Origin of the sequence: Eikenella sp. NML070372, assembly GCF_001648415.1 — a bacterium.
In the GTDB taxonomy this organism is placed as follows: Bacteria; Pseudomonadota; Gammaproteobacteria; order Burkholderiales; family Neisseriaceae; genus Eikenella; species Eikenella exigua.
This window is the reverse complement of record NZ_LXSN01000012.1, coordinates 12066-27210: the sequence shown is the minus strand read 5'-3', so window position 1 is coordinate 27210 and position 15145 is coordinate 12066. Positions and strand designations below refer to the sequence as shown.

The window sequence follows — 15145 nt, the reverse complement described above, 5'->3', positions numbered from 1 at the left end:
CGGAAACCGACCTGCCGTAAAAAGTCGGCAATGATTTGGTATTTATCCTGTTCGGACATTTCATCCTCCGTTTTCAGGCGGTGCCGCCCGCAGGGCCCGGACCGTGCCTTAAATCTTGATGCAGGCGAGCAGCGGCGATGCCGGGGCGGTACCGCGCGCCGTCGCGGCGGCCTTTATACGGGGCGGGATAAATCGGACAGGTGTTCATCGTGCGGCCGCCGGTTCGGCGGCGTGCTGCCCGGGGCTAATCCCTGCCGCGTCTTCAGGCAGCCTGCTGTGGATTTGGTCGTCGTAAAAACCGCCGCCGGATTGTGAGTAATGCAGTGTCATGCCGTTCCTCCCGTTTAGCGTCCGATAGCGCGGAAGAAAAAGCCTTGGAAATCGGCAGCATTCGCACCTTGCCCCCATGTGTTAACCAAGGCATTAAATCCGGTGGCCGTTAAATCTCCCGCGCCAATCGTTATATCTGTGCCGACCGCGCCGGAGCTGCCGCCGCTTTTGACGGTGATTTGCACGTTGTAGCACTCATTCGGGAAGGCGATTGGGAACGTTACCTTAACCGGCCCTTCCCCCTGCCAGCCCATCGGCACGAAGCCCCATTGGTCGATGAGGCCGTTGGGCAGTTTGGTGTAGCCGTTGGCGCCAGCCTGGTGCTGCATGGCGTCGGCCATCTGCCGCCTAACCGCTTCGCCCAAGTCGCTGATGTCGGCGGCGCGGTGGGTATGGTTTTTGTCGGCCTTGTCCTGCAACTGTGCGGCCAGCGTGGAGGCATCCAGTGCTCCGGCATTGGTCACTTTGCCGTAAGCCTTAATCCAAAATACGATGTCATCCAAGCTGTCTTTGGCTTTGATGCACAGCACCATGCCGATGTATTTCGGCGTGTTGTCCTGATAATAGGGCGTGGGCGTGAATTTGTCGGTGTATGCCCTATCCCATGTCAGCAAAGTAGCGTGTTTTTGCGAGTAGCTACCATTCAAAGCATTAACGTGGTCCTGCCCGTATTTGTCGCTTGATTGGTTGCTACCCTCGGTGCCGGAAAGCTGCCCCAAACTGATAAATTTCTGGTCACCGACTTTGACCTGCCCGGGGTAGTAATTTTCATAGGGCAGCGGGCGCAAATTGAGGTCGTCGTTACCGTAGGCGGCGAAGGCAATCATGTGATGATGGTCGCCTACCGCCCACGGGTATTGCTGGCCGATTTGGCCGCCGCTGCCCACGTTGCGCACAAAGTAATCATCTACCGGCTTGACATCGGCAATGCTGCCGTACTGCGCCACCAGCTTGCGGTACAGCTCGGGATAGGCGGACTGCGTTACTTTTGCTGCAATCTCGTCGTACTTAATCCAGCCGTCCGGGATGTCGCCAAACGGGAAATAGGCGGTCATGCCGATGTCGGAGCGCGTGAGGTTGGGCAGCTTGTTGCCGCCTAATACGCGGTGCAGGTCGGGATAGGTGGCTTGGGCAAAGGTGCTGCCGTCGGCCTTTAAAAAGCCGACCGGGTTCGTTACAACGCGCGGGAAGGCCACGATACTGCCCAGCGGCAGTGATTTCCGCACCGCCTCTTCGGCTTTGTCGTAAGCCGTTTTAACGGCCTTGGAGGTGGCGGCCACATCTTCGCGGTCGCTGTTTACCGCCGAGCTGAGCTCCACCCTGCCCAGATTCGGGTTACTTTTAAGAAGGTTCAGCAGTTTTTTAACCTCCGGACTGGCCAGTAATCGCAGCGCTTCAGGCAGCGAGCGGGATAATGCCAAAATCTGCCGGGCCAATTCCTTACCGGTAGCGGTGTCGGTGGCCGGCACCTGCGGCGTTCGGGCCTGCAATTCCATCAGCTGCTGTATCAACATCGTCAGCCGGTCGTGCACCGCATTCAGCACATCGGGGTAAAAGCCGCCCTGGTTGGTTAAATCCACCTGCTGCAAAGGCCGCACATTGCTCAACACCACTGCCTTGCTGCCAGCAGGCAAAGGCATAGCCAGGCGTACCGTGCCGCCCGGCCGAACATCCTGATCGGCGTTCAGGGATACCGTGCAACCCTGTCCGTGAGACAAGGTACGCTCCACCCCGTTTTCATTGATCACCACCACAATTTCAGTCGGCAGAAATACCTTGAAGCCGAACGGTAATGATGTATTCATGCCATCGCCTAAATAAACATCACTACGCCTGCTTTCGCGTTCAATCGTCATAAAAAAGACCCTCCGGAGTTACCGTGTCTATGGTAACTGCCGAAGGGTGGTTTTCGAGTGTACCTGGCTAGTTCTGCTCTTCGCTGAACATATCCAGCCTTCTCCTCCAGTCGTCCACTTGCCCGCCCGTTTTCAATACGCCGCGCACCGGCAGGCCGAGCGTCATGGTAATCAAAGTGGCCGCGTCGTACACCCCCTTGCGTTTCTGCCGGTAGGCGGCATCCGGCTCTATCGCCTTGGCGACAGACCACGGCGCGAGCAAGGCTGCTTCCGCCATACTCAAAGCCGGCGCACCGCCCAAGCGGCTGCCGTAAGCCTTGCCGTTGAAGCGGTTGTACAAGAACGTACCCACCTGCCCCACGCCGGGAATCATGGCCAGCCCGTTTTTTATCTGGCCGTCCAGCAGGGCAGTTTTCAGTATCTCATCGGCGTAGCCGTCGCCGTCATCGTCTTTCAAGCCATAGCCGACGGCGGCAATCAGTTCCGCCCCCGCCGCCGGTAGGAAGTAGCCCATCATAAACAAATGCGCCGCCGCCAGCTTGTTCCGGCGCAAACCGCCCTGCCGCATCAGCTTCACAAAGCCGTTGCCCAATAGGTTGGCCTGCATATTGAAGTAGCCCATAAACTGCGTGAACAGGCGCACAAAGGCCGTGCCGCCTTCCACCCGGCTGATGTCTTCCGGCAGGGTCGAGCCTTGCGTTTGGCGGATGGTGCCGTCGGCAAAGAACGCCGCATCCGCCTCATTCATCCCCTGTTCCAAAGCCTGCCGGTAGGCTGCCGTCCAAATAATCGGCTCCATGCTGTTGGCCATCGCCTGCTGTAGGAAGTAGGCATTGCGGTTAGTCCAGTTCTGCGCCTTCTGGAGCAGATTAGGGTTAATCAGCGTTTCTTGGATAAAGTCATCCATTGCCGCAATTTCGTTATCCATGCGGCTGCGCATAAACTCCGAATGCTCCGCTACTGACTGTTTCATCTCTCTGTAGTTGGAAACAAAGTCTAATGATGCCGCCGCCATGTAGCGGGTTTTCACTTTTACACCGGCCAGCAAGAAACCGGTAATCTGCTGGATGGTATTCACAGTGTTGCCAAACATCAATGCCATCCCTGCGCGTTGCCGCATCACAGACCAAAAGCGGTTGAAGCCGCCATCCGCCTGAATTTTGGTTACGGTGCGCTGTTTGGCCGCACGGTTCAGCCACGGCATCAGCATGGATTCCAACGCCTTATGTTGGTGGCGGTTCAGCTCCGGCGTGATGTCGGACAACAGGCGGCGCACATCGCGCACCGGCACTTCCATATTCGAGAACAAGGCCACCTGTTCGGCGTGGCTCATCAGCCGTGCCAAATCCAACACCAGCGGGCGGTTGTATTCCACCCGCGCCTTGGTAAAGCCTTTGGCCGTGGTCGGGAAGGCGTAATCCATCTTCTCGTTTTCTTGGGTAGCCAGCTCGCGCATCTGCGCGTCCACCACCAGATCGGCATCAATCTGCGCCGGCACGTAGCCGCCGCGAAACTCGCCCCACGGGGTTTGAATCGGGTTGGCGGCAATCTCGTCAAAGTAGTAGCCAAACACCTCGAAATGCGCCTGCTGGGCTTTAGCCTTGCTCTGTTCCAGCAAATCCCACACCCCCTGTGCAAACTGCCAATGCCGCTCTTGGATAACCCCTTCTTCCTGCATGCGGTTGATAAACGCTTCCCAGCGCGCGGTATTCAGCCCGTCCAGGGTATCTTCGCCCCAGCCGCGCCCGATCAGCAGCTTGCGCAGGTTGCTCTCGTTGCCGCTGTGCAGCATGGCGTGCAGCAGTTCGTTAAAGGTAAAGGTGTAGTTCAACTCGTGGCTGTGGATTTTCGGGCGGTCGAAGTCCTGCTGGATGGGTTCTAATAAAGCCTTAAAGCCCTGCTTGAACTCATTGGTTTGCTTGCGGTAGGCTTCCGCGCCCTGCTTGATCGGGCGGTAGATGTAATTCAGGAAGCCTTGGCCCATCGCTTCCGCCCAGCTTTCCACGCGGGTGGCGCCATACACCAGGCTGCGCAGATTCCAGCTCATCTCTTCCCGCTTGCCGACTGCTTGGTTGGTGGTTACGCCCTTGGCATCCGGTTTGGCCGCCCGCAACTCTTCCCGCAGCACTTCGGCGGTTTGCTCACGGTCTTGCAGCCTGCCGTCAATCCGCACCTGATGCTCGCGCTTGGCCTGCTCGCGCAAACCGGCCAGCTGGTCGTGGATAGCCTGCAATTCGTCACGGCTCAGCTCGTTAAACTGCTTATGCTCGCCGTTGCGCTTCACATCCTCCAACGCCCGCTGCCAAGCCTGCCGTACTGCCTCTTGGTTCTCGCCCTCATATTGCGCAGCGGTTTCCAGATATTCGGCGGCGGATAAGCCTTTCCGCGGCGCAATGCCGTACAGCCCCACCACCGCGCGCACCACTTCCGTTAGCGCCGCATCGTGGGTTTTGGCGCTCTTGTCGCGCGGCTTGTTCGCCCACTTCTGCCATTGGCCGCGGATTTTATCCGCCTGCTGCCCGGCTTCGGCGGCCGCTTGTGCCAACGCGGTTTGCAGGATTTGATTGCGCTTCTCCGCCGCCGCTGCCGCGGTATCGCCCCTCTTCAACGCCGCTTCTGCCTGGCGTGCCGCCTTGGCCGCCATGCGCCGGTAGCGGGCAGGGCTCACGTCTTTCAGCTGCAGGCGGCCAACGGTACGCTGCGCCGCCTCTTTCGCCGCTGCCGCCAACAAGGTGCGGTTGCCCACCGCTTTGGCCAGCGCGTTGTATTCACGGGTCAGCACGCGCAGCCGCACTTCATTGTGCGCCGCCTCGTCTGCCGCCTCCGCAATCGCTTCCGGCGTGGCCAGTTCGCCATGCCGTTGCAGCATCAGGTTATCGGCCAAGCCTTCCACCACCCGCTGCGGCGGCGGAGCCTGCACGATGGCGCGTGCCAGCTCTTCGCCCGAGCCGAAGTAGGGGTTGCCGTCTTCATCCAGCACCATCTCGGCAATCAAATCCGGATGCCAGCCGTGGGCACTGTTTACCATCTTGCGCTCACGCAGCAGTTGGATTTCGCTATCACTCAAGCCCAATTCACGCAAGCCGCCCTCGTCAAAGCGCACCGCATACACCGCAAACGGATTTTCAACATGCCCGCCGGCCTTGGTTTCCTCGCGCGGCACAAAGGCCGTGCTGTATTGCCGCTCGCCGCGATGCTCGTCAAAGAAGCGTTCTTCCAGGTCGCGTAAATCCCATTTGCCGTTGCTGTCCAGCGGCAGGTAGCCATACTGCGCCAACCGCTCTGCCATCTCGTCGATACCCAACCCGTTCTTGCGCCGCAACACCGGATAGCCCGCCGCCACCGCTGCAATCTTGTCTTGGCGGTCAAAGCCCCATTCGCGCACCAGTTCGTCTTTATTCAGGCCGCCCAGTTTGGCAATCGCCGCAAACAGGCTGTCGTGAGTTTCATCCACCTGCGGGCTAAACTTTGTCGTTCCTGCACGGCCGATCTTATCCGCATCAGTCAGTTTGGCAGTCAGCTTCTGCCATGCCTGATACACCGGCTGGCGCATCACTTCGCGCCGCGCTTCGGTTTCCGCTTCAATCCGTGCCGCCTTAGCCTCGCGCCGCAGCGCGCGCAGCTGCCTGGTGCGGGCATTGCGCCCATACTGCATATCGCGTACCGCCTTGGCCGAGAGCTGTTCTTGCGCCTCGGCGGTGGCCGCCTGCCCCAATGCCTGGTAGTCGGCAAACTCTTCCGCGCTCATGCCTGCCGCTTCAGGGTCGTCAAACAGCAGGGCCATGCTGCGGTTTTGTTCGGCCAGCGCGATTTCCTCATCGCTCGCCAACAGGCGGTCGAATACCCCGCGCACCTCGTCGCTCAGCTGCACGTCCAACCGGGTCAGGTTCTGATACACCCGCAGCATCCATGCCTTCATGCGCTGGAACACGCTGCGCATTTCCAAGCTGGGCGCCCTGCCTTCCATAATGTAGGCTTCAAAGCCGCGCGCCAGCTGCTCGTGGTAAGGGCGCTGCTGCTCGAAGGTAAGCGCATTCCACGCCTGCAAATCCGCCAATCCCAGCCAGTTCAAAGTCGCCTGCATATCCGCCAAATGCTGCCGCTCGCCCAAGCTCAACGCTTCGCCGCGTGCCGCCTTCGCTTCCAGCGCATTGGCGATATTCAGCCCGGTGTGCAGGAAATAATGCCCCAGCTCGTGAATGGTGGTGGAGAGGTCGGCATTCTCCAGCAGGGCAATGGTGTTGCTGCCCGGCATAAATGCGCCGCGTGCCGCTTGGTGCAGCGTAGATTGTTGCTGTGCATCTTGATTGTTTTCGGTATTAGCGGTAGTATTGCCATATGCCCCCTCCCCGTTTCGGACGTTGAGGCTTTGGTCGATGATGTTCTTCGCAACATTTTCGGATATTGCCGTTGGGGGATACTTCCGCATCGAAATCGTGCGGAAGTCTTTCTTTTTGCGGCTGGCTTCGGCGATATAGGCCACCAGCGCATCATCAAACCGTTTCAAATACGCAACCCGTTCCGCTCCTTGTTCAGACTGAAAGCCCGTTACCACCTCATCAGGGGAAGTAACAATTTCAGGAATGCGCGTTAAATCTTCAGCCGTTACCGCAATCTGTCCACGTGCCGCTTCCGTTTCAGCGTTCCCGTGTTCTTTGTAGATATGGTAAGCGGCAGATTTGCTGATGGAGTGTGAGTATCCGTTAGTGCCGGGCAGTCCTGTATCGGCCGCATTCTCCAGTGTCCAGAATACTGCCTGATTTTGAGCGGCTTCGTTTCCGTCTTCAGTCCAAACGCTCAACGCATCCTGCGGATTGGTGCTGTGCACCCAACCTTTCGGCGGCGAAGCAGCCAGTGCCTGATTCAATGCCGGCGCATTACCGATATCCCCCACGATATTCAGCTTGTGCGCCTGCCACATTTCCGGAATCGGGATGCCCAAACGCTGCGCCTGTGTGGCCACATAGCTGCCCACCAGCGCCGCATAGCTCTGGTTGGCCTTGCGGTCGAACTGCCCCACCTGTTCCAACTGGCCGGCCACTTCCTGCTCCACCGCCTGCCTCTCGGCCTGTATCTGCTGTTGTGCCGCGCGCTCCTGCTGCCGTGCCTGCTCCTCAAGCTCCTGCCGGCCTTCCGCTTGGGCGGCCGCTTTCTGCTCTGCCGCTTCCGCCAGCGATATGCCGTCCGGCTCGAAGCGGGCAATCCGGCGCAGCGGGTCGGCCAGCTCTTTATTGGGGGAAATCAGCGCCACCCATTCGTTCTGCGGCACTTGGATGTCGCCGCCCTGCTGCAGTGCTTGGGCATACTGCGCGGCAATGCTCGGCGAAGCCTTGGCCGCTTCCTCCGCCAAGCCGGATTGGTTCAGCGCCTGCGCATCCAAATACAGATGGTGTTTGTCGCCCACCACATCGTCCACCACTTCGCCGAAGGTTACCGGGTCGCGCTGCGCCAGTTTGGACTGCTGCGCCGCCTCATCGATTTCCGCCTGCACCTGTGCGGCCGCTTCCGCCCGCGCCGCCCGTGCTAATGCGCGCTCCTCATAGGTATTACTGAAGACCTCGTGCGGCGTGCCGAGCATTTCCAGTACCATTTCCCCAGCAATAGCGGAAGGATCATGCTCGCCGGTTAGTTGTTGTGCAATAAACTCGCCGCCGCCACCCATTGCAGCCTGCATCGCCACTTCTTTACCAGTGGACAGCATCATCCTGCCTGCCCCTTGCCCGGTAGCCGCTTTAACAAAGCTGCCGGCGAAACCAAAAGAAGCCCCGTCCAATACACCAATTGGCAAGCCACGCTGGTTAGCTTTTGTGTTGATTTGCTCCATTTGTTTATTATCAGCCAATACACGGCTGACATTGCCAACCATATCGGAAGACGGCATATCCGCCACCCGTTTCACTACCTCGGAAGAGATGGTTGAATTGCGTTCAATATCGTAAGAATTAGCCCCCATAAAAGCAGCTGCGGCCAAAGGGTTGAGACGCGCTAAAATTAAAGTAGCCAGACCTTCCTTGCCTTGCGCTCCATATGATTGGCCCTGCATAGCTAGTGCCAAACGCGGGTGAGTAGCTAAATATTTAGCCGCCTCAGCGGTCGTTTTTGATGCAGCAAACTCCTGCTGCTGCCGCGCCAGTTCTCCAGTCGGGGCAAATCGTTGCGCCCGGCGTGTGGCGGCCTGATAGTCGACGGCAGTATCTCTGTAGATATTTCCTGCATATGGGTCAAGCCGGCGATGCGCCGCATGTGCGGTTACATACGGGTGGAAAACCCTGTCCATGAAACCAATATCCCTGCCTTCATATTTTGCCGCATCAGCACCAACAGCCAATCTCCTTTCCGCCAACCGAGTCTCATAACCGTATCGAAACGAATCATATAAATCCTTCAGCCGCGAGTTTTCCACCCGCATCATGCCGCCGTAGCGGTTGGTGTTTTCTTCCAGCTTAATCAGGTTATCAATATCATCCTGCGCCACTCCCATGCGCGACGGATCAGCTACAGCCTGCTGCACGCGCGGGGAGCCTTGTATCCGCTCAATCAACTGCCGCGCCCTCAGCAGATTGCGCGTATCCGTCCCAGTATGCTTAAACACCGTTGCCGGAATATTTACCGTCTGCGCCATCCGGTTGATTTGCGCCTGCTGTTCCGGATTAACCCCCACTGATTGATAAGCGTTGGCCAGCATCTCATCAAAAGTTTTAGCTCTTCCCTGTCCCATTATTTATTCACCTGTTCGTAACGTCCTCTAGCTCGCTGCGCCGGCGAAGCGATTAACGCCGGCACACGTTCCTGCTTCACGCTATACCCAAATACGCCGCGCACCACATATTCCCTCACATAATTATCCATCAGTGTTTTGGTAACAAATTCCCTCATCTCGCCAGGAGTCATATAGCGCTTATGGTTGCTATAGAAATCCCGGTTGGCCTGCATGATGTTGTCCATCAGCCAACCCCGTTTCTGCAAGTCTTCTGCTGAAACATTGCTGCCGGTCGGGATATTGAGTTGCCGCATCGTCCAGTTCAGCACCTCTGCTTCCACCCTTGGCGCGGAGCTATCGCCGTCTCTCTCTTGGCGGCGCTTGCGTTCCAGTAAGTTGTTAGCCTTATCCAAACCGATTACCGGTGACAGGTTCATGATTTGATCTTCACTCATATCCATCAGCTTTTCAGGGTGATAAAGGAAGTCGTAGTAAATCGGGCGCGAGCGGTATTCCATCTGTTCTTGCTGCCCTTTTTCTATCCTAAATTGATAGTCGCGCACCGCCTGCATCCCGGATGGGCCGATAGCCTGCTGCACTTCTGCCGGCAGTCGGTTAGGCGAGCCGCCGGAAGCGATAAAGTCCTGTGCCATGCGGGTATTCTTTTCCCGATAATCCTGCTCACCGGCCGCAATCGCGCTGCGGCGGGATTCATAAGCGCGGCGCACCGCTTCCCTCCGTACCGGATTGGGAATGGCATCAATCAGCCTGTTGATTTGTTCGCGGTCGCCGCCAACAATGCGTACAACCTGCTGCCGTGGCTGCGGGTATTTCGGCGTTCTATCTTCTGCCGTCAGGCCGCTGCCGCCTTTCTGCAGCATCCCGTGGCGGGTGGTGCGTACTTGTTGCCCACCGCCTGCGCGCGCCGACACCGCCGTTCCGGCTGCGCCCTCAACCCGTCCTTCTTTCCAGCCCTCCACCACCAACATGGCCTGCATAATGGCTTTACGCTCGGCAGGGGTATAGTCGCGCATCCGTTTGTTGCGCCCGCCCACTGCCGCCAACACCCGCTGCTGGTAGGCTCGGGTGTTGTTTTCACTGGCCGGGGCGTAGGCGGCAATCATCTGGGTCAGCGTTTTATTGCGGTAGCCGATACCGGCGCCGTAATCCAGCGGATTATTGGGCAGCCGCTTGCCGCCGTCACTCTCAAAAATCAGCGCCTCTTTCGCCCGCCGCCCCGCCTGTTCAGTTGGAAAGATGGCAAAGCGCCCGTCCGTGCCGATTGCCCCGTGCGCTTTGGCAAAAGTACCGTACTCCATATTGCCGGGATTGTTGTTGCGCCAAGAGCGCGAGCCGCCCACCTTGCGGAAGCTGCCGCCGCCATGCGTGGTGTAGTGGCGCACATTACCGCTGCCGCCCGCTTTGCCGGCCGGCGGGGCAGACTGGCTGCCTTCATTCATAATCGCGCCCATATCGATATCGCCGCCGTTGGCTTCCCTTTCCGCCAGCAGGATACCTAGTTTCTCGTCTTCATTTTCTGCTTGCATCTTGCTGATGCGCGCCTGCAAATCCAGCGCCGTCTTGCCGTCCATCATCGGGCCGTATTGGGCCACCATCGACTGTGCCTGCTGGTAATCGCCCAAATCCATCAGCCGATTCGCCCGCTGGCTTACTACTTCGCCCACCTTGGCACGCAATTCCATCTGTGCTTTCTCCGGCGCCCATCCGTAATAAGCCGCCGCATCGCCGATGTTTTGCTCAAGCCGGGCAATCGCAGTGGCAAACGCCCGGTCGGTCGGCGCCACAATCGCCCCGCTTACCGTTACATCCATCCGCCCTTTCAGCGTCTCTTCTTGGAACTTCCTGCCCTCGGCCATCATGTGCTTGGTTACGCCGTCAGAAAAATCCGCCTGGGTCGGGCCTACGCGATGCGCAAACATCTCCACTTGGGCGCGGTTGTTCAAGGTTTCGGCTTGGTCGGCAATAAACTGGTTCAGCTTATTGTTGTACTCGTCCGCCAAGGAAAGTCCGCCTTCGCGGTTCAGGGCGTTCAAGCCGCGCTGCTGTTCGTATTCCCGTTGCAGCTGCAGCCGGTAGTTTTCCACTTCCACCCATTTCTGGTCGGCTACGCTTTGGTTGGCCGCCAGCATCTGCTGCAAGGCCTGCTCGCCGTAGTGCTGGCCAAGCGCCATCGATACTTTGGCTTGTTGTGTGATACCGGCGCCGGGGTCGCTCATTTCCTGCGCCCCGAAGCGGGTTTGCGGCAGGGTGTTGGGGGCTGCCTGAAAATTGTCATAGGTCGGTGTCTGCATGGTTCTGTCTCTATCGTTTCAGGGTATGGATGCGGCTGGTACGGCCATAGTGGTTGCTGCCCAGCAATCGTTTCTCTTCCGCGCTCAGCTTGCCGCTGCCGATGCCTTTTTGCCGTGAATACTTATCCCAGTATTCCGCCACCATCGGCGCAGAGCCGAGCAGGGTCTGCAAGCCGGCACCGGCAGGGCTGATGGATGAAGCCTGCGCTTGGCCCATCAAAGCCTGATTGCGGTAATCGGCAGCCTGGCTGCGGTAGCCCCACGCATTGCGCAGGGCGTTTTCCTCAATCGTCTGGGCATCGATTTCCTTCATGATGTCGGTGGCGGCCAGCATCTCGGCAGCGCTGCCTTCGTTCAGAGCCACGCCGTTGGCGGCCAACGCTGCCCGCTGTGCCGATTTCAAATGCCCGGCCTGCAAGGTGTGGCGGGCGTATTCCGCCTGGCCGCGCGCCAGTTCCGTTTTCGCGCCGGTCTCGGCAATGCGGGCATTGATGTCCGCCATCCGCGCCTGATGTTGCAGGTTGCTCTTCTGCGATTTGGCCGAATAAAAGCTGCCGGCAAAGCCGCCCAACAGGCCGAATGCCTGCCCCACCATCGCCGCCACATTGGCCGCGCTCATGCCGCCGCCGGTGCCCGCACTAGGCGTATAGCCCCCGCTTTTGAGTACCTTGCCGCCGCCCGCCTTTGATAGCTTGGTATCGTAGGCGGCCAGCTTCGATCCGCCGTTTGCTGCAATCCTCATCTCGTTCCTCCTATCCGCCCAGTGCCACTTCCGCCGTTGCGCCCACCACCGTTAAAGGCAGGGGCTGGGTTTGGCGCACAAACACCTGTGCGCCATCGTCCCAAGACGGCTGTATCACCACTTCGATTTCGCCGCTGCGCAGGGCAGGCGGATGGCCGTAAGCCTCGTTGCGGCGCTGCTTGGCTTCGGTCAGCTTGTCTGCGGCCGGGCCCACCCAAATGCCTGATGAGCGCCACACCCGCAGCACCACCTTATTCACATTCTTTTTGCGCCCCTGGCCAAACGCGCTGTCTATCTGTGCCGCCACCGGCAAAGTCTGCATATCGCTCACCACCGGCAGGCCGATGTGCACCGTCTTGGCCTTCACCGGCAGCTTCACCTTGCCGTCGCGCACCACCGTTTCCGGCAGCACTGCGCCATCGGCCAATATCGCCACCGCCTCGCCTTCCAAGTGCGCCAAGCCGTGAATCTCATTCACCGCCGCGCCCGAGTAGCTCAGGCCGCAGTCCACAAAAAACGCATCTTCCTGCCGGGTAAAGGCACGGCTTTCCAGCCGCTCGATAAAACGCTGCGTGCCGCCGGCGAGCTTGCGCTGCACCACGCAATACAGCACATCCTCCGCCCCCTCGGCCACCACCGCGCAACTTTCAAACCGCCCTTTGTAGGTATCGTGCCGGTGCCAGGCGCCGATTTGCTGCTCCGGAATATAGGTATTGCCCAGCAGCTCGCCGGAGGAAGACACAAACCACACCACCGGAACGGGTGCTTTGCTATAAGCCATGTCCGCAATCTCAAGGCCGTCAAACAGATGCGGGCTGCGTAGCGACAAATCGCCGCTCACATAGCCGCCGGCCTGCCACGAATAAGCCATTTCACGCACATGTCCGCCGCGTGCCGCGCAGTAAATCAAAGTCGAATTCACCACCACCGGCTGCACGTTGGAAGCACCGATATAGGAATGCGGTGCCACCGATACCGAAGCCGGAGTGAGTGCTTCCGAGTTCACTGTCTCCATACGCCACTCTGCCGAAGAAGTCAGCAGGATCAGTTTGTTCAGCGGCACGATATGGCGGATGGTATTCGCCTCACGCGCAGCCACGCGGAACGCAATGCGGTCGTCTTCACGGGTCGGAATCGAATACGACATATTGCTTTCCGTGCCGCTCTTGGTCATCCAAATATTCTGCGGCTGCGAATGGGTGCCGGCGAATACCCGGCGCTGCGAGAAATACGACACCGCCGCCGGGAAGCTCTTGCCCGACACCTCAATCTTGCCGAACACCGCCCCGCTGCCCACCGTGGCCTGCACCGTAATTTTCGGCGCGGTATAGCCGCTGCCTTTCTTGATTACCCGCACCGCCGTAATGCGCCCGTTCTGCACCACCGGCAGCAGTTGCGCCCCGCTGCCGGTGGCATCGGTTACCACCAGCTCGGGGAAGCCGTCCAAGCGCATGGATACTTCTGCCGGCTGCCATACCTTGCCGCCGATTTGGTCGCCGCGCTGATACACCTTGGACTCATTGCGGAACACCAAACGCGGCGCGGTGTAATCGCGCCCGGCCTGTACCCGTTCGACACGCACGATCTTGCCGCCCTGCACCACCACATCCAATTCCGCACCGCCGCCGCTGCGGTCTTCAATACTGAAGAAGTCGCCGCTGCCGCCCTGCGGGTTGGGTGCCCGGGTGCGGAACGTGCCGTCCTGCGGGTAGTTCTGTCCGCCGTTCCGTACCGTGGCCGAAGCAATACCGCTCTTTTCCAAGTAGCCGCGCCCACCGTCCAACACCGCCACCGACAAAATGCCGCCGGAAATAAACACATCGTCATACAATGGCGGCGTGGCCGACATATCCGCGCTGATGTTGTCATCATCAAACGCCGTGGCCGTGGTCTGCCCGATATAGCCGTACAACCCGTTCTGCCGTTTGTACACCTTGTACCTGCTGGCGCCGTTCACCGGATTCCAGCGGATGGTGTTGCGGTGGCCGGAGGTGTACAAATCATTTACCACTTCCACTTCCGCCGAAGCCTCCGATTCCGACTTGCCGTCCTGCGCAATCGCCGTTACCACATAACCGAACAGAATCCCGCCGCGGCCGTGCGCCGTGGCCGTTACCCCTTGCGGCGCATCCAGTTCCGGCTTGAAGCGGATAGCCTCCAGCCGCCAATCCGCCGCGCCGTAGCGCTTCAACTCCATCGGCGGATGGTTTGGATGCACCAGGGTAACAATATCGGCCGACTGCACATAATGAATGTCGAACAGCTCGGCTTCCTGATACGGCGTAGCCAATTCATAAGGCTTATTGCCCCCGTCCAGCAGCGTGGCGCCTTGGGTGTGGAAGCGGCAGTATTGATGGCCGAATTCAATCACCACCGTCTGCGTGGTCGAGTAAGTAAACGGCAGCAGCCGCACCTTTTTATCGGCATACTTGGCCGAGCGCACCAGCTTCATCCCGGCACGGTTTTCCACCGCCCCTTGCGGCTTCACCACGAAATTTCGGCACAGCGCCAAGCCGCTCTGATACTTCTCATCATCGATGCGGCCGAACATCTCCGGCGCAATCTCGCCGCCGGCAAAGGAATGCTTGAATAAACGAACACCACTCATCGCTGCTCCATCCACACCACTTTATGCGTTATCGGCAGTTGATACTGGTTGGCATCCGCCTCTTTCGCCTGCGGCAGATACACCGACACCATCTGCAAACAGCGCTTGGCTTCCGCCGCCCCCGCATCCCCTTTCAGCATCGGCCCGGCCAGCATCGAAGCCAGCTGCCAGGCCAGCGCCTCCGTGAACAGCGGCGGGAACGAATTAGGCTCCACCGCCCCGTCTATCCATTGCCCCCACACCAAAGGCTGATTGGCCAGCACATGCCGCCCCTGCAGCGCAAACGGCATCCGCGCCCCGTAAGCATCATGCACCGCCACCATTTCCAAAGCTTCCGCCGGTAGGGCGAATACATAGGCAAAACGTGCATCGCCCTCACGATCCACCCGCTGCAACGGCTCGTAGCGCGTGGCAAAACCCCAATGGTGCAAAGAAAGCAGCGAACGCAAAGCCTGCGGGTAGAAGCGGGCGCAATGCTCGGCCTGCACGCTGCCTTCCGGCGGCTGAATCGAAGCCACCGTTGCCGTATCGCCCAAATGCGACAAGGCCAGATTGCAAATCGTTACTGCGTTGCTCATCATCCACTCCAAAGAAAAC

At 59.1% G+C, this 15145-nt stretch carries 8 protein-coding genes; all 8 read right to left on the bottom strand.

Annotation, left to right across the window (positions count from 1 at the left end; all coding sequences use genetic code 11):
* Positions 1-73: 73 nt before the first annotated feature.
* The 8 genes from A7P97_RS10930 to A7P97_RS09440 all read right to left on the bottom strand — a co-directional run bounded on the left by A7P97_RS10930 (position 74) and on the right by A7P97_RS09440 (position 15126).
* Positions 74-208, bottom strand: a complete 135-nt coding sequence (locus A7P97_RS10930) for a hypothetical protein (RefSeq protein ID WP_255361297.1) — start codon at positions 206-208, stop codon at positions 74-76.
* Positions 205-330 carry a hypothetical protein gene (locus A7P97_RS10925; protein ID WP_255361657.1) on the bottom strand — a complete coding sequence of 42 codons (126 nt, stop codon included), beginning with the start codon at positions 328-330 and terminating at the stop codon, positions 205-207. Before A7P97_RS10925 ends, A7P97_RS10930 begins: the two co-directional genes overlap by 4 nt.
* Before the next feature lie 14 nt (positions 331-344).
* Entirely contained in the window at positions 345-2135 is a 1791-nt protein-coding gene (locus A7P97_RS09465) for a tail fiber protein (RefSeq protein ID WP_067529211.1), read from the bottom strand.
* A 118-nt stretch (positions 2136-2253) separates the two neighbouring features.
* The gene (locus tag A7P97_RS10290) at positions 2254-8904 is read right to left on the bottom strand and encodes a hypothetical protein (protein ID WP_156497511.1); all 6651 of its coding nucleotides are present in this window, start codon (positions 8902-8904) and stop codon (positions 2254-2256) included.
* Entirely contained in the window at positions 8904-11198 is a 2295-nt protein-coding gene (locus A7P97_RS09455) for a hypothetical protein (RefSeq protein ID WP_067529208.1), read from the bottom strand. Before A7P97_RS09455 ends, A7P97_RS10290 begins: the two co-directional genes overlap by 1 nt.
* Positions 11199-11208: 10 nt before the next feature.
* The gene (locus A7P97_RS10490) at positions 11209-11940 is read right to left on the bottom strand and encodes a hypothetical protein (protein ID WP_067529207.1); all 732 of its coding nucleotides are present in this window, start codon (positions 11938-11940) and stop codon (positions 11209-11211) included.
* A gap of 10 nt (positions 11941-11950) precedes the next feature.
* The gene (locus A7P97_RS09445; protein WP_067596375.1) at positions 11951-14548 is read right to left on the bottom strand and encodes a hypothetical protein; all 2598 of its coding nucleotides are present in this window, start codon (positions 14546-14548) and stop codon (positions 11951-11953) included.
* The gene (locus A7P97_RS09440) at positions 14545-15126 is read right to left on the bottom strand and encodes a hypothetical protein (RefSeq protein ID WP_067596374.1); all 582 of its coding nucleotides are present in this window, start codon (positions 15124-15126) and stop codon (positions 14545-14547) included. Before A7P97_RS09440 ends, A7P97_RS09445 begins: the two co-directional genes overlap by 4 nt.
* Positions 15127-15145: the final 19 nt, after the last annotated feature.

What these genes read in the sequence shown, in the direction of transcription:
- A7P97_RS10930 (WP_255361297.1), bottom strand. Translation starts at nt 208, where the DNA reads ATGAACACCTGTCCGATTTATCCCGCCCCGTATAAAGGCCGCCGCGAC.
- A7P97_RS10925 (WP_255361657.1), bottom strand. Translation starts at nt 330, where the DNA reads ATGACACTGCATTACTCACAATCCGGCGGCGGTTTTTACGACGACCAA.
- A7P97_RS09465 (WP_067529211.1), bottom strand. Translation starts at nt 2,135, where the DNA reads ATGAATACATCATTACCGTTCGGCTTCAAGGTATTTCTGCCGACTGAA.
- A7P97_RS10290 (WP_156497511.1), bottom strand. Translation starts at nt 8,904, where the DNA reads ATGGGACAGGGAAGAGCTAAAACTTTTGATGAGATGCTGGCCAACGCT.
- A7P97_RS09455 (WP_067529208.1), bottom strand. Translation starts at nt 11,198, where the DNA reads ATGCAGACACCGACCTATGACAATTTTCAGGCAGCCCCCAACACCCTG.
- A7P97_RS10490 (WP_067529207.1), bottom strand. Translation starts at nt 11,940, where the DNA reads ATGAGGATTGCAGCAAACGGCGGATCGAAGCTGGCCGCCTACGATACC.
- A7P97_RS09445 (WP_067596375.1), bottom strand. Translation starts at nt 14,548, where the DNA reads ATGAGTGGTGTTCGTTTATTCAAGCATTCCTTTGCCGGCGGCGAGATT.
- A7P97_RS09440 (WP_067596374.1), bottom strand. Translation starts at nt 15,126, where the DNA reads ATGAGCAACGCAGTAACGATTTGCAATCTGGCCTTGTCGCATTTGGGC.